General features: G+C 46.6%; 21 protein-coding genes. 18 read left to right on the forward strand and 3 right to left on the reverse strand.

Translation table 11 applies throughout. The features are described 5' to 3' along the window. Position 1: 1 nt before the first annotated feature. The 10 genes from fdx (at position 2) to tadA (ending at position 10,978) form a co-directional block, all read left to right on the forward strand. Complete coding sequence (gene fdx, locus BGP75_RS16875) at positions 2-340, forward strand: ISC system 2Fe-2S type ferredoxin (protein WP_076719999.1); 339 nt, start codon at positions 2-4, stop codon at positions 338-340. A 22-nt stretch (positions 341-362) separates the two neighbouring features. Then, entirely contained in the window at positions 363-563 is a 201-nt protein-coding gene (gene iscX, locus BGP75_RS16880; RefSeq protein ID WP_076720000.1) for a Fe-S cluster assembly protein IscX, read from the forward strand. A 236-nt stretch (positions 564-799) separates the two neighbouring features. Next, complete coding sequence (guaB, locus tag BGP75_RS16885; protein WP_076720002.1) at positions 800-2,269, forward strand: IMP dehydrogenase; 1,470 nt, start codon at positions 800-802, stop codon at positions 2,267-2,269. Positions 2,270-2,370: 101 nt separating this feature from the next. After that, on the forward strand, positions 2,371-3,966 hold the full coding sequence (guaA, locus tag BGP75_RS16890; RefSeq protein WP_198939387.1) for a glutamine-hydrolyzing GMP synthase: 1,596 nt from the start codon (positions 2,371-2,373) through the stop codon (positions 3,964-3,966). Positions 3,967-4,144: 178 nt separating this feature from the next. Beyond that, positions 4,145-4,702: a hypothetical protein gene (locus BGP75_RS16895; protein ID WP_076720004.1), complete on the forward strand. Its 558-nt coding sequence runs from the start codon at positions 4,145-4,147 to the stop codon at positions 4,700-4,702. Positions 4,703-4,911: 209 nt separating this feature from the next. Further along, complete coding sequence (speA, locus tag BGP75_RS16900; RefSeq protein WP_076720006.1) at positions 4,912-6,834, forward strand: biosynthetic arginine decarboxylase; 1,923 nt, start codon at positions 4,912-4,914, stop codon at positions 6,832-6,834. Between the two features lie 81 nt (positions 6,835-6,915). Further along, entirely contained in the window at positions 6,916-8,127 is a 1,212-nt protein-coding gene (locus BGP75_RS16905) for a saccharopine dehydrogenase family protein (RefSeq protein WP_076720073.1), read from the forward strand. Positions 8,128-8,231: 104 nt separating this feature from the next. Next, complete coding sequence (gene nspC, locus BGP75_RS16910; RefSeq protein WP_076720074.1) at positions 8,232-9,431, forward strand: carboxynorspermidine decarboxylase; 1,200 nt, start codon at positions 8,232-8,234, stop codon at positions 9,429-9,431. A gap of 61 nt (positions 9,432-9,492) precedes the next feature. Further along, a complete protein-coding gene (gene speB, locus BGP75_RS16915) occupies positions 9,493-10,389 on the forward strand; it encodes an agmatinase (RefSeq protein WP_233152958.1) in 897 nt (298 codons plus the stop codon). Positions 10,390-10,474: 85 nt separating this feature from the next. Then, positions 10,475-10,978 carry a tRNA adenosine(34) deaminase TadA gene (gene tadA / locus BGP75_RS16920; RefSeq protein WP_076720008.1) on the forward strand — a complete coding sequence of 168 codons (504 nt, stop codon included), beginning with the start codon at positions 10,475-10,477 and terminating at the stop codon, positions 10,976-10,978. 9 nt (positions 10,979-10,987) lie between these two features. On the opposite strand, the gene mltF is transcribed toward tadA, so the two are convergent. Further along, positions 10,988-12,472 carry a membrane-bound lytic murein transglycosylase MltF gene (gene mltF / locus BGP75_RS16925; RefSeq protein WP_076720011.1) on the reverse strand — a complete coding sequence of 495 codons (1,485 nt, stop codon included), beginning with the start codon at positions 12,470-12,472 and terminating at the stop codon, positions 10,988-10,990. Between the two features lie 263 nt (positions 12,473-12,735). Between mltF and purL the strand changes: the two genes are divergently transcribed. Continuing rightward, positions 12,736-16,680: a phosphoribosylformylglycinamidine synthase gene (gene purL / locus BGP75_RS16930; RefSeq protein ID WP_076720014.1), complete on the forward strand. Its 3,945-nt coding sequence runs from the start codon at positions 12,736-12,738 to the stop codon at positions 16,678-16,680. A 108-nt stretch (positions 16,681-16,788) separates the two neighbouring features. Here purL and BGP75_RS16935 read toward each other — a convergent pair whose 3' ends face one another. Further along, complete coding sequence (locus BGP75_RS16935) at positions 16,789-17,361, reverse strand: acyloxyacyl hydrolase (RefSeq protein ID WP_076720017.1); 573 nt, start codon at positions 17,359-17,361, stop codon at positions 16,789-16,791. A 166-nt stretch (positions 17,362-17,527) separates the two neighbouring features. On the opposite strand from BGP75_RS16935, the gene pgi reads away from it, so the two are divergent. From pgi to rfbD, 7 genes are all read left to right on the forward strand, one after another. Further along, positions 17,528-19,189, forward strand: coding sequence for a glucose-6-phosphate isomerase (pgi, locus tag BGP75_RS16940; RefSeq protein ID WP_076720019.1), 1,662 nt, complete (start codon positions 17,528-17,530; stop codon positions 19,187-19,189). A 112-nt stretch (positions 19,190-19,301) separates the two neighbouring features. Further along, the gene (locus BGP75_RS16945; protein WP_076720022.1) at positions 19,302-20,645 is read left to right on the forward strand and encodes a UDP-glucose/GDP-mannose dehydrogenase family protein; all 1,344 of its coding nucleotides are present in this window, start codon (positions 19,302-19,304) and stop codon (positions 20,643-20,645) included. Positions 20,646-20,794: 149 nt separating this feature from the next. Beyond that, a complete protein-coding gene (galU, locus tag BGP75_RS16950) occupies positions 20,795-21,634 on the forward strand; it encodes a UTP--glucose-1-phosphate uridylyltransferase GalU (RefSeq protein ID WP_076720025.1) in 840 nt (279 codons plus the stop codon). Between the two features lie 94 nt (positions 21,635-21,728). After that, positions 21,729-22,790, forward strand: coding sequence for a dTDP-glucose 4,6-dehydratase (gene rfbB, locus BGP75_RS16955; RefSeq protein WP_076720027.1), 1,062 nt, complete (start codon positions 21,729-21,731; stop codon positions 22,788-22,790). A gap of 180 nt (positions 22,791-22,970) precedes the next feature. Next, entirely contained in the window at positions 22,971-23,852 is an 882-nt protein-coding gene (gene rfbA, locus BGP75_RS16960; protein WP_076720028.1) for a glucose-1-phosphate thymidylyltransferase RfbA, read from the forward strand. Then, complete coding sequence (gene rfbC, locus BGP75_RS16965) at positions 23,852-24,394, forward strand: dTDP-4-dehydrorhamnose 3,5-epimerase (RefSeq protein ID WP_076720030.1); 543 nt, start codon at positions 23,852-23,854, stop codon at positions 24,392-24,394. Before rfbA ends, rfbC begins: the two co-directional genes overlap by 1 nt. A 45-nt stretch (positions 24,395-24,439) precedes the next feature. Beyond that, positions 24,440-25,351, forward strand: a complete 912-nt coding sequence (rfbD, locus tag BGP75_RS16970; protein WP_076720032.1) for a dTDP-4-dehydrorhamnose reductase — start codon at positions 24,440-24,442, stop codon at positions 25,349-25,351. A 105-nt stretch (positions 25,352-25,456) separates the two neighbouring features. Here rfbD and BGP75_RS16975 read toward each other — a convergent pair whose 3' ends face one another. Further along, on the reverse strand, positions 25,457-25,756 hold the full coding sequence (locus BGP75_RS16975) for a YciI family protein (protein ID WP_076720035.1): 300 nt from the start codon (positions 25,754-25,756) through the stop codon (positions 25,457-25,459). Positions 25,757-25,758: the final 2 nt, after the last annotated feature.

Consider the following 25,758-nt stretch of genomic DNA (forward strand, 5'->3'; position numbering starts at 1 on the left):
AATGCCGCAGATAATATTCCTGCCCCATGAAGAGCTCTGTCCGGAAGGTCAGGTTATAGAAGTTGAACCAGGAGTTAGTGTCTGTGATGCTGCTCTCGCGCATGGTATTGAAATTGAGCATGCCTGTGAAAAGTCGTGTGCGTGTACCACTTGTCACGTTGTTGTACGAGAAGGTTTTGACTCGCTCGAAGAAGCCGATGAGCTTGAAGAAGATATGTTGGATAAGGCCTGGGGGCTTGAACCGGAGTCTCGTCTTAGCTGCCAGTCAATGGTGGGTGAGGAAGACTTGGTTGTGGAAATTCCGAAATATACAATCAATCAGGTATCTGAAAGTCATTAGATGATTCTGCCGGAGGTGAGTCATGGGGTTGAAATGGGTAGATAGTCTGGATATTGCTATCGAGTTATCTGAAAAGCATCCGGATGTAGATCCTCGTTATGTCCGATTTACCGATCTGAGTGAGTGGATTATGGATTTGGATGAGTTTGATGATGATCCGAAACACTGCGGTGAAAAAATTCTGGAAGCAGTGCAGGCCGCCTGGATAGCAGAGATGGATTAGGCTGTTGCTGAATAATCAAGAATAACGCCGCTAAAAGCGGCGTTTTTTTTTGTTTGCAAGACAGGGAAAGCGATAAAGATAAATGGGTTGGTGTCAGATCATGCCTTGTGGATAAAAGGATATTATACAAGACAGATTGGTCGATCCTGAAACTTACTGGTTGATGTGCTTGTTTGGCCTCCTCCTGAGCTATATAATGCTCCCTTTTTTCCTTTGACCGGAGAAGGCTCAAAGTCATGCTGCGCGTTGCCCAAGAAGCTCTTACTTTCGATGATGTTCTACTGGTTCCTGGCTATTCAGAGGTGCTGCCCAAGGATGTCTGTCTTAAGACTCGTCTGACCAAATCTATAGAGTTGAATATTCCTTTGGCCTCGGCTGCCATGGATACCGTTACAGAGTCCCGCTTGGCTATTGCAATGGCGCAAGAGGGCGGTATAGGAATAATTCACAAGAATATGACAATCGAAGAGCAGGCTAAAGAAGTGCTTTCGGTTAAACGCTATGAGAGTGGTGTTGTAAAGGATCCGATTACCTGCTCTCCTGATATTACTGTTGGTGAATTGCACCAGTTGGCTGAGAAACATGGTTTCTCCGGATTCCCGGTAGTGGATGGTGACGATCTGGTCGGTATTGTCACCAGTCGGGATATGCGATTTGAACATCATTTACATGCCAAAGTCGCGTCGATAATGACACCTAAGGATCGTCTGGTTACGGTTGAAGAAGGTGTCGATGCCGATAAAGTCCGTAATTTGTTGCGTAAGCATCGTATTGAAAAAATCCTGGTTGTTGATGCTGACTTCAAACTGAAGGGGATGATGACCGTTAAGGATATGAACAAGGCGAAAGCCTATCCTGATGCTGCCAAAGATGCCGAAGGCCGTTTGATTGTTGGTGCTGCTGTCGGAACGGGTCCGGAAACACCTGACAGGATTACTGCACTGGTTAAAGCTGGAGTTGACGTGATCATCGTTGATACGGCACACGGTCATTCCAAGGGAGTTATTGATCGTGTCCGCTGGTCTAAGGAAACCTTCCCTGATGTGCAGGTGATTGGTGGTAACATCGCCACTGCTGAAGCGGCTATTGCGCTGGCGGATGCGGGAGCAGATGGTGTGAAAGTTGGTATTGGTCCAGGATCAATTTGTACTACACGGATTGTCGCCGGAATCGGCGTTCCCCAGGTTACGGCGGTTGCAAACGTCGCAGCAGCCCTGGCTGATCGTGGTGTTCCTCTGATCGCTGATGGTGGTGTGCGTTTCTCTGGTGATTTGTCAAAAGCGATCGCTGCCGGAGCTAACGCGGTGATGATGGGTAGTATGCTAGCCGGTACTGACGAAGCACCGGGAGAGGTTGAGCTGTATCAGGGGCGTGCTTTTAAGGCTTATCGTGGTATGGGCTCAATTGGTGCTATGGCTCAATCTCAAGGATCATCTGATCGTTATTTCCAGGATGCGGATGCAGGGGCTGAGAAGCTGGTTCCTGAGGGGATTGAGGGTCGCGTTCCCTGTAAGGGGCCAATGGCTGCCGTTGTTCACCAGCTTATGGGGGGCTTGCGCTCCAGCATGGGGTATACCGGTAGCAGCAATATTGAAGACATGAGAACCAAACCTCAGTTTGTTCGCATAACCGGGGCCGGAATGAAAGAAAGTCATGTGCATGACGTGACGATCACTAAAGAGGCTCCGAACTATCGCGTCGGATAACCTCAACAAAATATTAAGGGGGCTGTCGTAGGCAGCCCCTTTTTCGTTTTTGAAAGAGCAAAAAACAAATGCCCAGAGTACCCATTTAGGGGATCGTGGCAATGCAGCGGAGAGAAACCGTGACTAAAGACATTCATGAACAACGTATTTTGATCCTGGACTTCGGTTCCCAGTACACTCAACTAATTGCGCGTCGGGTACGTGAGTGCGGGGTGTACTCCGAAATTCGCGCCTTCGATATGACTGATGACGAAATTCGGGCTTATAATCCTAAGGGGATTATTCTTGCCGGCGGACCTGAATCTGTAACAGGAGATGATACGCCTCGTGTTCCAGAGATTGTTTTCGACCTTGGGGTTCCGGTGTTGGGGATCTGCTATGGAATGCAGGCCATGGCAGCGCAGCTGGGAGGAAAGGTTGAGTCCTCTGAGCAGCGGGAATTTGGTTATGCTCAGGTTCGCATAGAAGGAAGCAGCTCTTTATTGGACGGCATAGAAGACCATGTTGCCAATAATGGTGTGCTGTTGCTGGATGTGTGGATGAGTCACGGCGATAAGGTCGCCGAGATGCCAGAAGGTTTCCATTTGATGGCGTCGACAGAAAGCGCACCTATTGCCGGAATGTATCACGAACAAAAACGACTTTATGGTGTTCAGTTTCATCCTGAAGTTACTCATACCAAACAGGGACAGCGAATTCTGTCTCGTTTTGTTCGTGATATCTGTGCCTGTGAGGGGCTTTGGACACCCAGCAGCATCGCTAAAGATGCGATTGAAAGAGTTCGTGAGCAGGTCGGTGATGATCATGTTTTGTTAGGGCTTTCAGGTGGTGTTGATTCGTCAGTGGTTGCTGCGTTGCTGCACAAAGCCATTGGCGATCAGTTAACCTGCGTATTTGTAGACAATGGTCTTTTGCGTAAACATGAAGGCGATCAGGTCATGGACATGTTTGCTAAAAACATGGGCGTGAAAGTGATCCGGGTCGACGCTGAAGATCTGTTTCTTGGCAAGCTGAAAGGTATCAGCGATCCAGAGAAGAAGCGTAAAGTCATCGGCAATACATTTATTGAAGTCTTTGATGATGAGTCCAGTAAGATCGATAACGTTAAGTGGCTGGCGCAGGGGACTATTTACCCGGATGTTATCGAATCTGCTGCTGCCAAGACGGGCAAGGCTCATGTAATCAAGTCTCATCATAATGTTGGTGGGCTCCCGGATGATATGGCATTGGAGCTGGTTGAGCCGTTGCGAGAACTGTTTAAGGATGAGGTTCGTAAGATAGGTCTGGAATTAGGGCTACCTTATGACATGGTCTATCGTCATCCATTTCCCGGGCCGGGTCTGGGTGTTCGTATTCTTGGTGAAGTCAAAAAAGAGTATGCTGAGATTTTGCGTGAAGCCGACGCAATTTTTATCGAAGAGTTGCATAGAGCGGGTTGGTACCATAAAACCAGCCAAGCGTTTGTGGTCTTCTTGCCCGTCAAGTCAGTAGGCGTTGTAGGAGATGGTCGTCGCTATGAGTATGTAGTGTCTCTTCGGGCTGTTGAAACCATTGACTTTATGACGGCTCGCTGGGCTCACTTACCTTATGAGCTGCTTGAGACAGTTTCCAGTCGGATTATTAATGAAGTTTCATCGATTTCACGAGTTGCTTATGATGTATCCAGTAAACCGCCTGCAACCATCGAGTGGGAATAGCCTTTTACCGAGTTAATCGGTTTGGCTATTTTAGATGTTAGCTAGAGCCCGCAACTTGCGGGCTTTTATTTGCCTGCGATTTGGCAGATATAGATATCTGGTGATGGTGTTGCATCTTATACCTGGATTATCTACTCTCGGTAATTCAAACCTAAGGTCCTTTTGACGAGACAAAGCTATGGTTAAGCGGTTTGTTCTTGCAGCGTTGCTTAGCATTCAGGTTGCTGCCACTTCTGCAGCAGAGGTGGCAAGTATTGTGGCCTGTAAGGAGGATGGAGAGGTTTGGCTATGTGCGGCTTTTGAAAATGATACCCTTCAGGTGTTTCGTTCAGAGCGTTATATTTCCAAAGTCGAATTTAAAGGTATTTCAAAAGCCTCTGTGGCGATTCGCGTTCCTGTTACTCCAAAAAAAGCTATGTCAGCTGCTAAAGCTTTGCCCGTTGCTACAGGCGCTTCAGCCGGTGCTCTGCCTTCTGGCAAATATACGTTGCAGTTATTGGCTTGTAATGCTCAGGTTTGCCGTCAGAGAATGAATGATTTGAAAATTATACCGGGCAGTCAGGTTGTGGAAATAATAAATCAGGGGAAGCTCTGGGATATTGTTATTGTGGGAGGGTATCCTTCGAAAAAAGCAGCACAAAAGGCTGCGTCTGCACTGATCAAACGCTATAACTTAACGGATAGACCTTGGGCGCGGTCAATTGAGTCGATCCAAAGTCGGTTGGTTAATAGCTAGCGATAGCCGTACTTTTTTTAGCAAAAGTGTGTTTGTTTGGCGGTTTTAACTGAGCCTATTGTTTATCTACATCAGATAGATAATCAGTGTAAAAAAGCAATTCCATTTCGTTAATAAATGTGAGAAATTTGCGCGTCTTTTTTTGACGTCGAATATGTGTCCCACGTTATTGGTTTTGTCGCCATGTTTCCAACTAGAGGCCGGTTGCTTTGAATACAGATATTGAAACTCCCTGGACAACCGAAGACTCGGCTCAACTCTATGGCATACGGGAATGGGGGGCCGGCTATTTTGATCTTTCTGAACAGGGCGATGTGACTGTAAATATTCGCTTTGATTCCGGTGATGTCAGAGTTTCGTTAGTTGAAATTCTCTCCGGTATTCGTGAAAGGGGAGTGCCGTTACCCGTTATTTTGAGAATCGAAAACCTGTTGGATTCTCAGTTGGCTCTGTTGAATGAGAGCTTTAATCAGGCTATCAGCGCCTGCGAATATAAAGGCTCCTATCGTGGTGTATTTCCTGTCAAGGTAAATCAGCAATGTCAGGTTATCGAAGAGCTGGCGCAATTTGGTGAACGCTATAATCATGGACTGGAAGCCGGCAGCAAGGCCGAATTGATCATCGCACTATCTTCTTTAAAGCCGGACGGCCGGCTCATTATCTGCAACGGGTATAAAGATGAAGAGTTTATAGACCTGGCGTTAAGGGCTCAGCGTCTGGGTTACCATTGCGTCTTTGTTATTGAAACTCCCACTGAGCTTCCAATCATTATCGAACGAAGCAAGGCTTTGAATATAAAACCAAAAATTGGTGTGCGGGTTAAGCTTTCCTCTAAGGTGACTGGACTCTGGAACGATACCAGTGGTGATCGAAGTATTTTTGGCCTGACTTCCAATCAGCTGGTTGATGTACTTGATAGACTTAAAGAGCATCAGATGCTCGACTGTCTGGAACTTTTGCACTATCACCTGGGTTCTCAAATACCTAATATTCGCGATATCCGTAATGGCGTCATGGAGGCTTGTCGCTATTACGTAAATCTGGTGAAAGAAGGTGCCTCCATGGGATACCTGGATCTGGGTGGTGGTCTGGCTGTGGATTATGTTGGATCAAAAAGTTGCCATGTGCACTCTAAGAACTACTCACTGGATGAGTACTGCACCGATGTGGTTGAGGTGGTGAAGAGCACACTGGACGCTCACGAAATTGCTCATCCGACCATAGTGACTGAATCGGGACGGGCAACTGTAGCCTATTCGTCGATGCTGCTTTTCAATGTTCTGGATGTTACTCACTTTGAGCCAGCACCGTTGCCGAAGCCGTTTCCTGTCGAGGTGCATGAGTTGATTGGCAATCTGCATGAGGTTCTGGGCAGTATTTCCCCGACAGATCTGCAACAGTGCTATAACGATGCTATTTATTACCGAGAAGAAATTGGTGAATTGTTCAAACGTGGTCAAATTGATTTACGTGATCGTTCTTTGGCAGAGAATGTGTTTTTAGAGATATTGCAGAGAATTAAGACAGAGTTGGAACAATGTCAAAGAATCCCGCATGAACTGGAAGGGCTGAAAGAATATCTGGCCGATATTTACTATGGAAACTTTAGTGTTTTCCAATCTTTGCCCGATATCTGGGCGATTGACCAGGTCTTTCCGGTGATGCCCTTGCACAGGCATCGTGAAAAGCCCTGCCGCGAAGCGATAGTGGCAGATATTACCTGCGATTGTGATGGCAAAATAGATAATTTTATCGACACCGAAAATCAGGATGTCAGATCAACCTTACCACTTCATCCCTTAAAGGATGATGAGGACTATGTTCTAGGAGTGTTTCTGGTAGGAGCTTATCAGGAAACACTGGGTGATCTGCATAACCTGTTTGGGGATACGGCCGTGGCCAGTGTTCGCATTAGTGAAGACGGTAGTTTTGACCTGGTTAAGGAGTTGGCTGGGGACAGTATTTCAGATGTGCTTAGCTATGTTGAATATCAGCCTCAATCGATACTTGAGAACTTCAGGAGAACGGCTGAAAAGGCGGTTCGACAAGGGACTATTTCCGCTGTAGAGCGGCGGGAGTTGCTGGATTCGTTTTCAGATAGTCTCCGCGGTTACACTTATTACGAAAGTTAGCCTCTTTGTTTTGGGCTTTTTATCAGATCGATTTATCGATTGAACATTATAGAAAGAATGGAAAAGTGGGGTGTTGATCATATGTCTAAAGTGCTGATTATTGGTGCCGGTGGCGTGGGTTCAGTGGTTGTGCACAAATGTGCCCAGGTGTCTGATGTATTTTCTGAGATAGTGCTGGCTAGCCGTACTGTGGAAAAGTGTCAGAAAATTGCCGATCAGGTTAAAGAACTGACCGGACGCCATATAGAAACTGCGCAGGTTGATGCTGACAACGTTCCCGAATTGGTCCAATTGATCAATCGAGTTGGTCCGGAATTGGTGATTAACGTAGCACTGCCGTATCAGGATCTGACTATTATGGATGCCTGTTTGGAAACCGGTGTTCACTATATGGATACTGCTAACTATGAACCCGAAGATACAGCAAAGTTTGAATATAAATGGCAGTGGGCATACCAGGAAAAATTTGAGAAAGCGGGGCTGATGGCGCTACTGGGATCAGGATTTGATCCAGGGGCGACCAACATGTTTACTGCTTATGCTGCTAAACACTATTTTGATGAAATTCATTACCTCGATATTGTAGATGTGAATGGTGGCGATCATGGCTATCCGTTTGCCACCAACTTTAATCCTGAAATTAATATTCGTGAAGTGACGGCGGAATGCCGACATTGGGATGACGGTCAGTTTGTAACCACTCCTGCCATGTCGATGAAACAATCCTTTAGCTGTCCAGAGGCTGTGGGTACCTATAATATTTATCGTATGTATCACGAAGAGCTGGAGTCTCTGACTCTGCACTACCCAAGTCTCAAGCGAGCGCAGTTCTGGATGAGTTTTGGTGACAGCTACCTAAAGCATTTAGAAGTCTTGGGTAATGTCGGTATGACGGGTATTGAACCTGTTGATTTCAATGGTCAGCAGATTGTGCCTATTCAGTTTCTAAAGCAACTCTTGCCAGATCCAGCGAGCCTCGGTCCAAGAACGACCGGAAAGACCTGTATTGGTTGTATTGTTCGAGGCATTAAAGATGGTGTAGAGAAAGTGGTTTATGTTTATAACATCTGTGATCACCAGGCTTGTTATCAGGAGGTGCAGTCCCAAGCAGTTTCCTACACGACAGGTGTTCCTGCGATGATTGGCGCCAAGATGATGCTTGAAGGGAAGTGGATGAAGCCTGGTGTATGGAACATGGAGCAAATGGATCCCGATCCTTTTATGGATGACATGAATCGGTATGGTTTGCCGTGGAAGGTCATTGAAGATCCCGACTATCAGTTGGCTCATTAACAATATCTTTAGAGCATTCTCTTTAAGGCTTTTTAAAACACCTTTATGTGATTTCTAGAGCCTTGTTCTGTAGAGAATGCTCATCTCCTTTTGAGTATTTGGATTTGAACAGTAAGACTTTCTCTCGTTTTGACCCGTCCCGGGTTCCGTCCCCCTGCTTCGTTATCGATGAGGTGGCAGTGGAGGAAAATTTGAAAGTGCTAAGACGGGTACAGGATGACAGTGGTGCTCGGGTCCTGGCGGCGTTAAAGGCTTTTTCTTGCTGGAGCCTGGGCTCGTTGACATCCCGCTACCTAAGTGGGGTCTGTGCCAGTGGGTTGCATGAAGCGCGGTTGGGCAAAGATGAATATTGCTGTAACAGGAATGCGCTTGGCGATGAGGCTAACGGAGAGCTGCATGTGTTTTCAGCCGCCTATTCTGAAGCAGACCTGCGGGAAATTCTGGATATAGCCGATCATGTGGTATTCAATTCTTTTAGTCAGTGGCAGCGCTTTCAGCCATTGTTAATTCGGGCTCAAGAAAAACGGCCGCAGTTAAAGTACGGCTTGCGAGTGAATCCCGAACACTCGGAAGGGGAGGTTGCTATTTATGATCCTTGCGCTCCTGGATCTCGCCTGGGTATTCCTTCCTCTCAATTTCAAGGGCAGGATCTCCAGGGTATCAGTGGTCTGCATTTTCATACGCTTTGCGAGCAGGGGCTTGATCCTCTTAAGAGAACCTTGGCTGTCATCGAGAAAAAGTTTGGCCAACTGTTACCAGAGATGCAATGGATTAACTTTGGAGGAGGTCACCATATCAGCCATCCAGACTATGATGTTGAAGGTCTGATTGAACTGATCAAAGACTTCAGTAACAGGTATGACATACAGGTATATCTGGAGCCAGGGGAGGCCGTTGCGATTCATACCGGTGTTATGGTGGCAGAAGTGTTGGATCTTATTTGGAATCAGTGCGATCAGGCCATTCTGGATACCTCGGCAACCTGTCATATGCCTGATACATTGGAGATGCCTTATCGTGCTGATATCTTTGGTGCGGGAAAATTGGATGAGAAAGCCTATAACTATCGTCTTGGAGGCATGACCTGTCTGGCGGGGGATGTGATTGGCGACTATAGTTTTGAACAACCACTCGTTCCAGGACAGCGGCTGATGTTTGATGATATGTCTCATTACACGATGGTTAAAACGACGACTTTTAACGGCATTGGGTTGCCAGCGATTGCTATTTGGAATTCCCGCAGTGATGAGGTGCGTATTGTTAAGCAGTTTGGCTATGAAGATTTTCGATCTCGACTGTCTTAATCAGCGCCTCTCTTTTCTCAAAAACTATATAAATTAATGTCCAGTAACAGGGTAGGCTGCTGTGGAAGATTATGATCAGTTGGTTGCATTGGATTATCCGGTTTTTTTGGGATCTGAGATACGGCAACCGCTGCCCGAAAATGCTCGTTTCCATATTGTGCCGGTGCCTTATGAAGAGAGTGTCTCCTATGGTGGAGGTACAGCTAAGGGCCCTTCATCAATTCTAAAAGCATCTTGGCAGTTGGAAACCTGGGATGGGCTGAGTAGTCCTTGTGACGAGGGGATTTACACCAGGTCTCCGGTTTCTGTAGAGGGTAGCGCTGAGCAGGTTATTGATAATATAGCAAAAGCAACCCAGGAAATTCTGGCATTAGGTAAGATGCCAGTGGCTTTGGGTGGAGAACATACGGTGACTTATGGACTCATCAAGGGATTCCTTGATGCCGGGGTTTCTGATTTTGGTGTTGTGCAAATTGACGCCCATGCGGATTTACGTGATGCCTATGAAGGAAACCCCTACAGTCATGCCAGTGTCATGAAGCGTATAGTGGATGAAAATGTTCCATTATTTCAGTTAGGTATAAGAGCATTCTGTCCTGAAGAAATCAGTACCAGGGAAGAGTTTGGCGTCTATTATCTCGACGCTGATCAGTTAGTACCTCAGCGCATTCACAATATCGAATTACCAGAGAGTTTTCCCAGTAAGGTTTTTTTTACTGTTGATATCGACGGTCTGGACCCTAGTGTGTTTCCGTCGACGGGAACACCTGTCCCAGGCGGCTTGGACTGGTATCAGACACTAAACCTGTTTGAGTCTGTTGCACGTCAGCGCAAAATTATTGGTTTCGATTTGATGGAGCATGCTCCTATTTCCGGATTCCATGCTTACGATTTTGCTGCCTCTATGCTGGTTTACAAACTAATGGGAATTATACAGCGAAATAGCCAGTGGAGCTGATCAGAACTTTGGCATCAGGGCTAGCGTTGATAGTATTATTGTCTGTCTAATGCACAATATACATGAGAGTTGAGAGATAATCTGTATGTCGGAACGCTATAGCGATGAGTACTGGATGTACTATGCCCTGGATTTGGCTAATAGAGCTGAAGCTTTGGGGGAAGTGCCGGTAGGGGCTGTCGTAGTAATGGATAATCGGGTTGTTGGCGAAGGTTGGAATAGGCCTATATCAGGAAATGATCCTACCGCCCATGCTGAAATCGTGGCGTTAAGAGATGCCGCCGCGCAGATTGAAAATTATCGACTGGTCGACGCCACTATTTATGTAACCATTGAGCCTTGTTCCATGTGTGCAGGTGCGTTAATCCATTCTCGTGTTAGTCGACTGGTTTTTGGGGCTGCTGAACCTAAGGCTGGTGCGGTAGGAAGTGCTAGTAATCTTCTGGACAGTCCTTGGGTTAATTACAGTATCGAATATGAAGGCGGTGTGCTTGCTGAAGAATGCAGTCACCGGATCAGCACCTTTTTTGAGAAGCGTCGTGAGCAGAAGCGATTGCTTAAACAGTCTTCCGATCAGTCTGGATCTTAAACGCTGCAGTTACAGGGTTTCCGGTAGCGTTTCAGGTGCTTGAGTGGGTGCTTCTGAAGCTGCTTCTGACTCTGCTTGCTGAATAGCCTGGGCGGCTTGGACTGCTTGAATGCGAGTCTCCAGTTTCAGTTGTTTTATATAGCGCCGAATATTCCTGACATAGGTTACCGGCTCTCTGCCTCTGGCGTACCCGTGCTTGACAGTCTTATACCAACGCGCCTGGCTTAGCAGTGGCAGGTGCTTTGCGACATCATCCCATCTGTCAGGATTCATTCCGGCTCTTTGCGTCAGGATACGAGCGTCTTCAAGGTGTCCTCGTCCGACATTATAAGTAGCCAGGGCAAGCCAGGTACGATCAGGTTCTTGTATACGTTTGGGAAGCCGGGATTTTTGCTGCGAGAAATAGCGAGCGCCACCCATAATGCTCTGTTGTGGGTCGGTACGCTTTTTGACCCCTACTTCTTTAGCTGTATCTCGGGTCAGCATCATAATACCACGCACGCCGGTAGGGGAGACTGCTTTAGGGTTCCAGTGAGATTCCTGATAACCAATTGCTGCTAGCATCTGCCAGTCAATTCCTGTTTGTTGAGCCGCCTCCTGAAACCAGTCTTTCAGTGCCGGCAGCCGCTCTCTTAGATGCTTGCGAAAGGTTAGATTATCGACCAGGTTCAGTCTTTGACCACTTTGAAAGTATTTGTTTTGTAGTCGTTTAATTTCATTTTTTGTATGGGGAATGGAGAAAAACTTATCAAGACTGCGCTTTAGGCTGCCGTCACTACGCTTTTTCAGCATCCAGGCAATGGGTTGCGGGTTTGCAAAAGAGAAAGCTATACCAAGGCGTGGGAAAAAAAAACTATTCGCAGCGAAGTCACTGGAGTCAACCAGGGTATAGTCCAGTTTTCCATCGTGGACTGCTTCCATCAGATCAAGTACTTCCAGTTCACTGCTTTCTTGCCAGCTTTCGATGCCAGGGTCGAGACTGCGTAATAGTTCGGAATGGCTGCTGTTTGACATCACCATAAGGCTGCCGCCTTTTAGGTCTTGATAGGTTTTTGGTGCTTTGTTTTTCTTTTTCTTTAAGTAGACCAGTTGGGTCTGACCCGTGTGATACGGGGGGGAGAAGTCAAAACGCTGTTGACGCTCTGCTGTCTGTGTTAGTCCTGCTGTGGCTATATGGGCATTGTTGAGTCTGAGGGCCTCATAGATTTCCTGAATATCACTGGCGGTAGAAATTTTTAACTTAACGCCAAGATAATTGGCGTAGAGTTTAGCGAGTTCATATTCAAAGCCATCATGCTCTCCATTAGAAACAAAATAGGTTGTGGGGCTGAGTCGGGTGATAATTCGAAGCTCTCCCTGCCTTTTAATGACATCCAATTGGGTTGCTGGATTGTAGCTGGCTAAAATAGGCACACAGAAAATCACGATGACGACCAGAAGTAACAGGCTGTCTTTTGATTTGAACGGATTTTTGAAAAAACTGTTTTGCCGCATTCGTTTTCCTGAGGTAGGCCTACCCTAATGCTACCATGCCTTAGATATTCGGATATCCTACTTAAATACGTATTCTACTGAAACCTATATCATTGCGGACGCTGTTTTTACCCGGTGAATTCATGCCATTTCAGAGGCTCATGTTAGTCAAATACAATTGCTACTCAAGCATGGTATCTACGAGCTGATTCCAGTATCATTCTGGCTTCAAAAATACTGGCTGTTATCTTCCCCAGACCTGCTTCCGAGAGGCCCATTTCCACATGCTTACGCTGCGTGGCGCACCCGCCCTTTCCGCTTTTCGTCGTCAGAAATTGCTTTCTGTATTACAGGAAAAAGTCCCTGTAATTTCAGGAGTATATGCTGAATTTACTCATTTTGCCGAGCTTGATTCTGAGCTCAATGAAGCCGAACTTAAGGTTTTGGAAACCATTCTTCACTATGGTCCAAAGGCTGACGCTGAGGCTATCGAAGATGTGAACGAATCTGATCAGGGAGTAGCCAAGAATGCTTTTTTCTTGGTCGTGCCCCGTCCAGGGACTATATCTCCCTGGTCGAGTAAAGCAACAGATATAGCTAAAAACTGTGGACTTGCCTCCATTAGTCGTTTGGAGCGTGGGATTTCTTATTCCGTTAAAAGCGAACAACCACTGTCCGATAGTCATCTTGATGAAATCAAGTCGATTTTACATGACCGAATGACCGAGTCTGTCTTGGACGGAGTTGAAGAAGCTGGGTCCTTATTTAGCCATGCAGCACCAAAACCCATCAATAGCGTTGATGTTCTGGGTGGTGGGCGTGAAGCGCTGGTGAACGCCAATATTAATCTTGGATTGGCATTGGCTGATGACGAAATTGACTACCTGGTTGATAGCTTTAATGAGCTGGGGCGTAACCCGGTTGATGTAGAGCTTATGATGTTTGCTCAGGCGAACTCAGAGCACTGCCGTCACAAGATTTTTAATGCCTCTTGGGACATCGATGGAGAAGCCCAGGATAAATCATTATTTCAGATGATCAAAAACACCCATGAACTGGGTGGTGAAAACGTGCTTTCCGCCTACTCGGATAATGCTGCTGTAATCGTCGGGAGTAAGGCCGGTCGATTTTATCCTGATCCTGATAATCAGGAATATCGTTACAATCAGGAAGATATTCAGATACTGATGAAAGTGGAAACCCACAATCATCCAACTGCCATAGCGCCTCATCCGGGGGCTTCTACTGGCTCTGGTGGCGAGATTCGTGACGAAGGTGCTACTGGCCGTGGCGGAAAACCTAAAGCAGGCCTCAATGGCTTTACTGTTTCAGACCTGAAAATACCGGGCTTTGAGCAACCTTGGGAATCTTCCTATGGTAAGCCGGACCGGATCGTCTCCGCTTTGGATATTATGATTGAAGGGCCGATTGGCGGCGCGGCATTTAATAATGAATTTGGTAGACCGAATCTGAATGGCTACTTTCGTACCTTCGAACAATCTGTTGAAGGGGCTGCTGGTGCTGAGGTTCGGGGATACCATAAGCCGATAATGATTGCCGGTGGTATGGGCAACATTAAAGATGACCACGTTGAAAAAGCAGAGATTGTCGTTGGTGCCAAACTTATCTGTTTAGGTGGTCCTGCCATGCTTATTGGTCTTGGGGGCGGGGCTGCGTCTTCAATGTCCTCAGGTGCTAGCTCTGCTGATTTAGACTTTGCCTCTGTGCAGCGAGAAAATCCTGAGATGGAGCGCCGTTGTCAGGAGGTTATTGATCAATGCTGGCAGCGAGGTGATCAGAATCCGATCGCCTTTATCCATGATGTTGGCGCCGGTGGGCTTTCCAATGCTTTTCCTGAGCTGGTAAAAGATGGTGGGCGCGGCGGTAACTTTGAGCTTCGGAATATCAATAATGATGAACCGGGGATGTCACCGCTTGAGATTTGGTGTAATGAAGCCCAAGAGCGCTATGTCATTGCTGTCAAGCCAGAAGATATGGAGCAGTTTGTCGCTATCTGTGAACGTGAGCGTTGTCCTTATGCGATGGTGGGTGAGGCGACCGAAGAGCATCATTTAACTCTGGGTGATAAGCATTTTGATAACAAGCCTATAGATCTGCCCATGTCGGTATTGTTCGGAAAACCGCCTAAAATGCACCGGACAATCGAGCGTAAAACATACCCAGTAGTTGACTTCGACAGTACCTCTATTGACCTTGCTGAAGCGGCAGAGCGGGTGCTTAAGTTGCCTGCGGTAGCGAGTAAAGGTTTTCTGATTACCATTGGTGACCGTACTATCACCGGGCAGGTGGCCAGGGATCAGATGGTTGGTCCTTGGCAGGTGCCTGTGGCTGACTGTGCAGTAACCACATCCTCCTACGATAGTTACACGGGGGAGGCAATGGCTATGGGAGAGAGAACACCGCTGGCTCTTGTAGACGGTCCTGCTTCTGGCCGTATGGCTATTGGTGAGGTTATTACTAACCTGGCATGTGCTCGAATTACAGCACTGGAAGATATTAAATTATCTGCGAATTGGATGTGTGCCACTGGCTATCCTGGAGAAGATGAAAAACTCTACGATACTGTAAAAGCTGTCGGTATGGAGCTCTGCCCTGAACTGGGGATTACAATTCCAGTGGGTAAGGACTCTATGTCCATGAGGACTGTTTGGACCGATGAGAAAGCAGATGGGGCAGAAAAGAGTGTTACTTCACCCCTGTCTTTGATTATTTCCGGATTTGCACCGGTAGCTGATGTTCGTAAAAGTTTGACTCCACAGTTGCGTACGGACCTGGGCGAAACTGATTTGATCTTACTGGATCTTGGAAGCGGTCAGAATCGCTTGGGTTTGTCAGCTTTGGCGCAGGTCTATCAGCAAGTCGGGGCGAGTGTTCCAGATCTCGATGACGCCGGCTTGCTTAAGACATTCTTTGCTGCGATTCAGGAGTTGAATGAGCAAGGGGAGCTACTTGCTTACCATGATCGGTCCGACGGAGGCCTCTTTACTACGCTGATAGAAATGGCGTTTGCTGGTCATACCGGGATAGATATTGATCTGGACCTGTTGGCATCAAATCCTGAGGAGTTTGCTGGCGCGTTGTTTGCCGAAGAGCTTGGTGCTGTTATTCAAGTCAGACGAGAGTCGACCGAACAGCTCCTGGTTGAGTTGAATGCTGCGGGACTGGGTGATTGCTCCAAGGTAATCGGAAGTCTGAATGCTGATGATCGTATTAACATCTGTTTTGACGATCAAGAGATTTATAGTGCATCTCGTACTCAGCTTCATAGCTGGTGGGCGGAGACGAGTTACAGAATCCAATCGATGCGTGATAATGCGGACTGTGCCAGGCAGGAATTTGATGGTTTGGCAGATTCTGAGAACCCGGGTCTACGCTTTGAGCTGAGTTACGATATTAACGAAGATGTAGCGGCTCCCTTTATTCATACAGGAGTCCGGCCGCAGATTGCCGTGTTGCGTGAACAAGGGGTTAATGGTCAGATTGAAATGGCAGCAGCCTTTGATCGAGCTGGTTTCTCCGCTGTAGATGTGCACATGAGCGACTTGATGGCTGGCCGCAAAACACTGGATCAGTTTAAAGGCGTCGTAGCTTGCGGTGGATTCTCCTATGGCGATGTTCTAGGGGCTGGGGAAGGCTGGGCGAAGTCGATTCTCTTCAACAATAAGGTGCGTGATCAATTTCAGGCCTTCTTTGATCGAGAGGATAGCTTTACTCTGGGGGTGTGTAATGGCTGCCAGATGCTTTCCAACCTGCATGACTTGATCCCCGGTGCTGATTTATGGCCTCATTTTGTACGAAATATGTCCGAACAGTTTGAGGCCCGTGTAGCCATGGTGGAAGTTCAGGAGAGTTCGTCCATCTTCCTGCAAGGTATGGCCGGTTCGAAAATGCCAATCGTTGTAGCTCATGGTGAAGGCTTGGCAGAATTCTCGGATACTCAACAGTTTGAACAGCTGCAGTCTTCCGGCTCAGTGGCGTTGCGTTATGTGGATAACTCAGGGCAGGTCACTGAAGCTTATCCGGCTAACCCTAATGGTTCTCCAGCGGGAATTACCGGTGTAACCACCCCGGATGGTCGGGTCACCATTATGATGCCTCATCCTGAGCGTGTTTTCCGTGCGGTACAAAACTCCTGGGCTCCCGATGGCTGGGAGGAAGATGGTGCCTGGTTACGCATGTTCCGTAATGCGCGGGCTTGGGTTGGTTAGTTTGGAATAAAAGCAGTGCCTGCTCTGCTATTAATAGCTGAGCAGGGTATCTGGCTGAATGAAGAGGAACGGGAAGCTTGGCTTCCCGTTCTTTTTATCGGCAAAAAATCAATACCACATGGAAAACGATAAACTGAAGCTATCTATGCCATCGTTGGGTTCTTCCAGTCCGGCATTGGAATAGTGGAAATAGTTTATCGCGACTTCGTATTGTTGTTGCTCACCAAATAACAGACCGGCAGACACCTTGTTTTCGAACTGCAAATTACCGCCGAGATCTGCTCCTTGAGGAGAATCATTCTGTACTTTGTCTTCGGATAAGTAAGCTGCGCCTATACCTGCTTCAATAAATGGGGCGATTCCGCTATCAAGCGCGTAGCGCTGCAGGCGAAATACCGGAGTGAAGGAAATGGCATATAAGTCTGAGGCGGCATTGGTGGTATTGACTGTGTCAGAGCTATTTTCCATGTACATCAGACCCAGCTCGTAATGCCCTCCTAGAAACCAGTTCCCTTCTTCGAACCATTTTTTATCCCACTGGAAGCGAGCTGCTGCACGATAGAGGTCGATTTTATCGTCACTGCTGCCCACATTGATGGTAAATCCGTCAACAGCATAGACAGGAGCTGCACACAGGGTGCTAGTTAAAACTAAGGCTGCCGCTATTGGCTTTAGATTCATCTGAATTCCCCTTGGTTGTTCTTTTCTGGTTATTTTTTGCTTCAACTAGCACCCTGGTAAGGGTGAAATATTGGCATTTTTATTCCATTAAAAAATGTTGTTCTCAAGCCTCGTTATAGCTGTGTTACTATATTTCGATTTCTCACTGATTGCTAAGGGAATTTATATGTCAGTCAGTCACTCCCCCGCGTGGCTACAACTTGAGAATCACTATCTCGCTGAAATAAAGAGAACAAGTCTGCACCAGTTATTTCAGCAAGATGATCGACGTTTTGAGCGTTTCTCGCTGCAAAAAGGTGATTATCTGCTGGATTTCTCCAAGCACCGAATGACCTGTCAAACCCTGCAGCACCTCCTTTCTTTGGTTGAGCAACAGGGGCTGGAACAGTGGATCAGCAAACTCTTTTCCGGTGACCATATAAATAGCTCTGAAAACCGAGCGGCCCTTCATACCGCACTAAGAGCTCCTGCGGATAGGGTAACTGTAGTTGATAATCAGCTGATTTCTCAAGAGATACAAGAAAATCTTGATCATATGGAACGTGTCGTCAAGCGTATTCATACTGGTCAATGGCGAGGATATAGTGGCAAAGCCATCACTGATGTAGTCAATATAGGTGTCGGCGGGTCAGATTTAGGACCTTTGATGGCCTGTCATGCGCTGGAAGAGTTTCGTTTGGAAGAAGCTAAAAATCTGCGATTGCATTTTGTTTCATCGATTGATGGAAGCCAGCTGGCAGAGAAACTTAAGCATCTTAGCCAGGAGACAACGCTATTTATATTATCTTCGAAGTCTTTCACGACAATTGATACCCTTTCCAATGCCGAAGCCGCAAAGCGTTGGTTGGCCGAAAAAATATCGTCAGAACGGATTCTGCTGAACCAGCATTTCATTGGTTGCTCTGCCAATGCTGACAAAATGACGGAAATGGGCTTTTGTAAAGATAATCAATTGCTGTTTTGGGATTGGGTTGGCGGTCGTTATTCATTGTGGTCTGTTATTGGTTTGCCGATCGCCCTGTTGCTGGGGATGGGTGGGTTCAGGCAACTGCTGGCAGGCGGTCATTGGATGGATAATCACTTTCGTGATGAGCCATTTGACCAGAATATTCCAGTCATGATGGCACTGATGGGAATTTGGTCGAGCAATTTTTTAGGCGTTAAAGGTCATGCTGTGCTGCCCTATGACGGTCGTTTGAAATTCTTACCGAATTATTTAAGCCAGTTGGAAATGGAAAGTAACGGAAAGTCTGTTAACCGGAATGGGCAGCAGGTTGATTATGAAACTTGCCCTATCCTATGGGGTGAAGTCGGCTCAAACGCCCAACATGCATTTTACCAGCTGTTGCATCAGGGGACTCAGCCGGTCAGCTGTGATTTTATTGCACCTGTTATTCGTTATCAGCAGGATCAGGCAGAAGGTACCCAGGGACAGTTGCAGGCTCAGCAGCAATTGACGCTTGCTAATTGTCTGGCACAGTCTCGTGCTCTGATGCTGGGAGATCATGCTATTGCCGATCAGGAACGGGAAGGGCGCAGTAACGACCAGCACTATGAGGGTAATCAATGCTCATCGACTTTTTTGATGAAGGAGCTAACGCCATTTTCCCTGGGGTCATTGATTGCTGCCTACGAGCATAAAGTCTTTGTTCAATCCGTGGTTTGGGAAATCAACCCTTTCGATCAGTGGGGAGTTGAGTTAGGAAAGCAGATAGCGAAGGAAACTTATAACGCTATTGTTTCAGGTCAGAATCGGTTTGATGACAGTTCGACCCAAGGGCTTTTGGAATTTGTTCGCAGTTATTCGAGTGATCGTTCTGAACCCTGAGCATTTATATTTTATTGACTAGTCTTTTATTGAGAATCAGCGCTCCGAATTTTTGTTCTGTGATTCTCGACACTAGTTCTCATTTTTGTAACAAGGAAGATAGGGCAATAACGTGAAGGTTTCTGTATATGGCAGTGGGTTAACTGGTTTGGTTACCGCCTGTGCTCTAGCTGATGTCGGTAATGACGTTGCAGTTATTTGTTGTGATAACAGCAACTTTGACAAAAACAGTGATGATAAAAACACAGCAGAAAAATTACAAAACGCAGTGATTGGCTTTGAAGAACCAGGTCTTAACCAAAAGCTGACAAACCAGCTGGCATCGGGACGACTGCATATTACCGCTGATGTTAAAAAAGGCTTCCACCACGGTCAAGTTCACTTTATTGCATTATCATCGGATCAGTTGGACCATGCAAAAGTGTTATTAAGCCAGCTGGCCAAAGAGATTTCATCGACTATTACGGTAGTTAACCAAAGTACATTTCCGGTGGGGTCCGCCACTCGCTTAAAAGCGCTTATGTGTGAATTGCAGGAACAGCGTGGGGTCATCCCGGATATTCATGTCCTGGCGTTGCCAAGCTTGCTGCAGGAAGGGGCTGCCATTGCAAACTTTGTTCGTCCACAGCGGATCTTAGTCGGGGCTGATGATGATTGGGGGCTACGACTGTTAACTGATTTGCTGAGGCCCTTTAACCGCAATCATGATCAGCTGATAGTGATGTCAACTAAGGCCGCTGAATTCACCAAATATGCGATTAATGGCATGTTGGCCACAAAATTGAGCTTTATGAATGAGATGGCTAATCTTGCGGATCAGTTGGAGGTGGATATTGAGCAAGTGCGCCAAGGGGTTGGGTCTGATCCTCGGATTGGTTATGACTATATCTATCCCGGCTGTGGTTTTGGTGGGCTATCATTTTCAGAAGATCTTATTAGTCTGGCTCGAACGGTAGAAGATAAGGTTGAGGATTCGTTTCTTCTTAAAACAGTGCTGGATACCAACGAGCAACAAAAGGAAGTGTTGTTCCGTAAGCTTTGGCGCTATTGGGACACTGAGCTTAAAGGTAAGACTATTGCTCTTTGGGGTGGAGCATTTAAGCCTAACACCGACAGTATTGATAATGCTCCCAGCCTGTTGTTAATGGAGGCTCTTTGGGCACAGGGAGTTCATATCCGACTCTATGATCCTAAAGCGCTACCAAAATTCCAGGAATATTTTGGTGATAGGAAGGGATTAACGCTTTGTGCATCGGCTTACGAAGCCGTTGATGGCGTTGATGCGCTGATGATTGTCACTGAATGGAAAGAGTTCTGGAGTCCTGATTTTGATTTGCTTGGAAAGCTGATGAATGAGCGGTTGATTTTTGATGGACGGAATCTGTTTGACCCTTCTTACATGAAGCAATTAGGATTCAGATATTTTGGTATTGGGCGTTCCAGCGAATTTGTCTGATAGTCGTATTACTGGTCCTTGTTGATGGCTGTTTCGTAGCGGCAGTGATTCGTAGTTGAAGAGCCTTGGAGTTTGGCTACCATGGTGGTTTGTAATTGCTTTAGATAACAAGCAACAGGCTGAAATTGAAGAAAGTTGAGAGTAATTTAATGGGTCAATCTAAGATCAATACCTGTGTCTTTCCGGTCGCTGGATTTGGTAGCCGGTTTTTACCTGCCAGCAAAGCCGTTCCAAAGGAGATGCTGCCAATTGTTGACAAGCCACTCATTCAATATGCGGTTGAAGAAGCTGCGGCAGCGGGCTTGAAGCAGGTCTGTTTCGTAAATGGCCGCCATAAACAAGCCATTGAAAACCACTTTGACCGTAACTTTGAGCTGGAAACCTCGGTGAAGGATACTGACAAAGAGCAGCTGCTGACTGGTATCAACCAATTGATGGATAGCTGCTCATTTGCATCTATTCGTCAAGTGGAAGCGAAGGGGCTTGGGCATGCAATCGGCTGCTCTGAGCCCATTGTTGACCATCAACCCTTTGCTGTTATTCTTCCGGACGATCTTTGTGTTAATCCCGGAGGAGAATCTGTGTTACAGCAGATGGTGGCGCTTTATGAGCGTTATCAGTGCAGTATTGTTGCGATTGAAGAAGTTCCTGTTGATCAGGTTAATAAGTATGGCGTTATCGACGGAGAAGAAGAAGCGGATGGCGTCTTTCGTGTGCGTACTATGGTTGAAAAGCCTGCTGTCGATGAGGCTCCTAGTAATTTAGCTATTATTGGCCGTTACGTTCTGACACCGGATATTTTCAAGCTTATCGCCGATACCAAGCCGGGCAAAGGGGGGGAGATTCAGATTACTGACGCATTAATGAAGCAAGCAGTTGAAGGACGGGTGATCGCCTATCGATTTAAAGGCACTCGATTTGACTGCGGAAGTGTACCCGGATATGTGTCAGCGACAAACTATTGTTTTGAACAGTTCTATAAAAGCTAAAGTTAAATAAGCAGGACGATGTATACGACCCCTGAAGGTATTTTCAAGGGTTGTACTTTGGAATTTACTTGCGATCAGTTTTTTGGGTTTTCATATGAAAATTGTAGTTACCGGTGGGGCTGGATTTATCGGCAGTGCCGTTATTCGATATTTATTGGCAAGTACTGGTTATTCAGTTGTAAATGTTGACTGTCTGACCTATGCAGGTAACCTGGAATCGATTCCTGGTGCTGAATCAGAGCCTCGTTACACTTTTGAAAAAGTTGATATCTGTGATCCTGAGGCAGTAAAAAGAGTGCTTTCAGAGCATCAGCCGGAAGCTATCATGCATTTGGCCGCTGAGTCTCATGTTGATCGTTCCATTGATGGTCCCGGTGCCTTTATCCAGACCAATATTATTGGTACTTACAATTTGTTGGAAGCAGCAAGGGATTACTGGGATGGTCTGGAAGGGGAAAAGCGATCATTGTTTCGATTTCATCATATCTCCACTGACGAAGTTTATGGTGATTTGGAAGGAACAGAGGATCTGTTTACCGAAGAGACATCCTATTCCCCCAGTTCTCCTTATTCAGCGAGCAAAGCCAGCTCTGATCACCTGGTCAGAGCCTGGCATCGCACCTATGGCTTGCCGGTTATAGTCACCAATTGTTCTAACAATTATGGCCCTTATCATTTTCCAGAGAAACTTGTTCCACATATGATTCTGAATGCTTTGCAGGGCAAGCCGCTGCCTGTCTACGGCGATGGCTCTCAGATTCGAGACTGGTTATATGTTGAAGATCATGCCCGGGCACTGATACAGGTGGTCACTGAAGGCGTGATTGGTGAGACCTATAATATCGGCGGACATAATGAAAAAACCAATCTTGAGGTGGTGGAAACCCTGTGTCAGCTGCTTGAGGAACGGGTCCCCGCAAAGCCAGAGGGTGTCGCGGCATACCGTGATTTGATTGAGTTTGTTAAAGACCGTCCAGGACATGACTTACGGTATGCGATTGATGCCAGTAAAATTCAGCGACAGCTTGGTTGGGTGCCTCAAGAAACTTTTGAGAGTGGGATGCGTAAGACGGTGGATTGGTATTTGCAGAATAAAGAATGGTGGGAGCGGGTCCTTTCCGGTGAATACCAGCTGCAAAGAATTGGTGAAGGTTGAGTTAGAGGTCTCTAGCTGATACTGCTGTCCGTCAGGATCATTCAGACCGGGTTTTTGAGTAGACCAACCTCTTTCAATCGGGCTCGTTATTGTCAGAACGCTTTAGCAGGCAGGAACATATTGGGCCTGTTTAGAGTTCTTTAGTCATGATATTTATTGAAAAAGCACAGGCTGTTCACTATGACAAATTGTAAAGGCATCATCCTGGCCGGTGGCTCAGGGACTCGACTTCATCCTATCACCCGGGGTGTTTCCAAGCAGATGTTGCCAATCTATGATAAGCCGATGATCTACTACCCATTATCGGTGTTAATGCTGGCAGGAATCAAAGACATCCTGGTGATTTCGACACCAGAGGATCTCCCCAGTTATCAGCGTCTGTTAGGGGAGGGAAGTCAATTTGGGATTTCCATCAGTTATGCTGTACAACCCAGCCCGGATGGTTTGGCTCAGGCTTTTATAATCGGTGAGGAATTTATCGGATCCAGTCCTGTTTGTTTGGTGTTGGGAGATAATATCTTCTATGGTCAGCATTTTTCCGACAAGCTGAAATCGGCCATTAACCGTGATCAGGGAGCAACGGTGTTTGGCTACCATGTTACTGATCCGGAACGTTTTGGGGTTGTTGAGTTTGATACCTCCGGAAAGGCTATCAGTATTGAGGAAAAACCCGACCAGCCCAAGTCTAATTACGCAGTTACGGGGTTGTATTTTTATGACAACAAGGTCATAGATATTGCGAAGTCAATTAAACCCTCTGCCCGTGGGGAACTGGAAATCACTGATGTCAATAACGCCTACCTGGCCAGCGGTAGCCTGAATGTTGAGTTACTTGGTCGAGGGTTTGCATGGTTGGATACGGGAACTCATGACTCGTTACTTGAGGCTGGTCAATTTGTCGCTACGATAGAAAATCGGCAAGGGCTTAAGGTTGCTTGTCTTGAGGAAATTGGTTACCGGAATGGTTGGTTAGACGCACAATCTTTAAGAGAAGAAGCAGAGGCGTTGGCTAAGACGGGCTACGGCCAATATTTACTGCGAATATTAGAGGAAGCACATTAATGATTGTTACCGAGGGACCAATCGCTGGAGCTAAGGTTATTGAACCCAAAGTGTTTGGTGATGCTCGGGGTTTTTTTCTGGAAACGTTTCAAGCTGATCGTTATGCAGAATATGGTATTAATCTTCCTTTTGTGCAGGATAATCACTCGCGTTCGCAGAAAGGCGTGTTGCGCGGATTGCATTTCCAGAAAACAAAGCCCCAGGGTAAGTTAGTACGCGTTGTTCGTGGTGAGGTTTTTGATGTTGCTGTAGATATACGCCCTGATTCCCCTTCCTTTGGTCGGTGGCAAGGGGTTATTTTGTCAGAAGAATCGATGCGTCAATTCTGGGTACCACCCGGTTTGGCCCATGGCTTTGTAGTATTGTCAGAAAGTGCGGATTTTGAGTACAAGTGTACGGACTACTACGACCCTTCCGACGAAGGGTGCTTGATCTGGGATGATCCTACAATTGCTGTTGATTGGCCTTTTCAGGATCCATTATTGTCAGAAAAGGACCGACTCGGACTGACATTGAAAGAGTTGTTTCCCGATGAGTTCTGAGTTTGGACATTACATTATTGAATATTACAGTATAAGAGTCCGGGTATGAGTGCGTCTCCAAATAGAGTCCTGTTAACAGGGGCAAACGGGCAGGTTGGTCGCTGCGTTCAGGACAGGGCTAAAATGGCTGACAGGGTAAACCGCTATGAATTGGTCGCTTTGGGTCGTAGTGATCTGGATATCACCAGCTTAACCCAGGTTGAGGAGGTGCTGTCCCGTTTTCAGCCCAGGGTGGTTATTAATGCTGCTGCTTACACCGCTGTAGATCGAGCCGAGCAAGAGCCTGAATCGGCTTATATGGTCAATGCTGAAGCCTCAAAAAATCTTGCGTTAGTTTGTGGGAAACTGGGAATCCCGTTAGTTCATATTTCTACCGACTATGTTTTTGATGGTTCGAACTCAACCCCTTATGATGAAGAGATGCCGACTTCTCCCCTGGGAGCTTACGGCCGTACTAAGCTGGCTGGTGAGGAAGCTGTTAGAGAGCATCTATCGCAACATCTCATTTTTCGGACTTCCTGGGTTTTTTCTGAATATGGCAATAATTTTGTAAAAACGATGCTTCGACTGGGGCAAGAGAGAGATCAGCTTAGTATCGTAAGCGATCAGATTGGTTGTCCTACCTATGCCGGTCATATTGCCGAAATAATTTTACGATTTGTTGATGAAATTAATGAAAAGGAATTTTCTGGTTGGGGAACTTATCATCTTTGTGGTGATAAGGCGGTAAGCTGGTTTGACTTTGCTCAGGCTGTATTTACCAAAGCTGTGGAAATTACTTTACTAGCGGATGCTCCTGAGCTGACTCCCATTTCGACGGCTGACTATCCTACTCCTGCGGCTCGACCGGCTTTTTCCGTTTTGGATAATAAAAAACTACAGGATATGCTGGGTTCTGATACTGTTCGAGATTGGCGCGCCGGATTGTCAACCGTACTGGAAAAGCTGGCCAGCTAATGAATAGATTCCAGATAAATACGCTGTAATCTATTCATTGCCATTTTTGTTGGGAGCGCTGACCCTGACCAACGACCAGAAGGCCTGCAAATTTAAGCGAGAGTATTAAGGAAGTACTTTTTTATAAGGCTTAACGACCACTTTGGCATAGACTCCTGCCTCAATGTAAGGGTCTTCGTCAGCCCAGGTCTGGGCTTCTTCTAAGGAATCAAACTCAGCGATAACCAGACTTCCGGTAAAGCCTGCTTGTCCGGGGTCCTCACTATCCGTAGCAGGGTGTGGTCCTGCCACCAGAAGTCGCCCTGATTCCTTGAGTGCTACTAACCGAGCAAGGTGATCCGGTCGGGCTTTCAGGCGATTTTCCAGGCTATTCTCAACATCTTCGCTGATAATGGCGTAAAACATAT

Origin of the sequence: Motiliproteus sp. MSK22-1 (assembly GCF_001968815.1) — a bacterium.
Lineage (GTDB): Bacteria > Pseudomonadota > Gammaproteobacteria > Pseudomonadales > Balneatricaceae > Motiliproteus.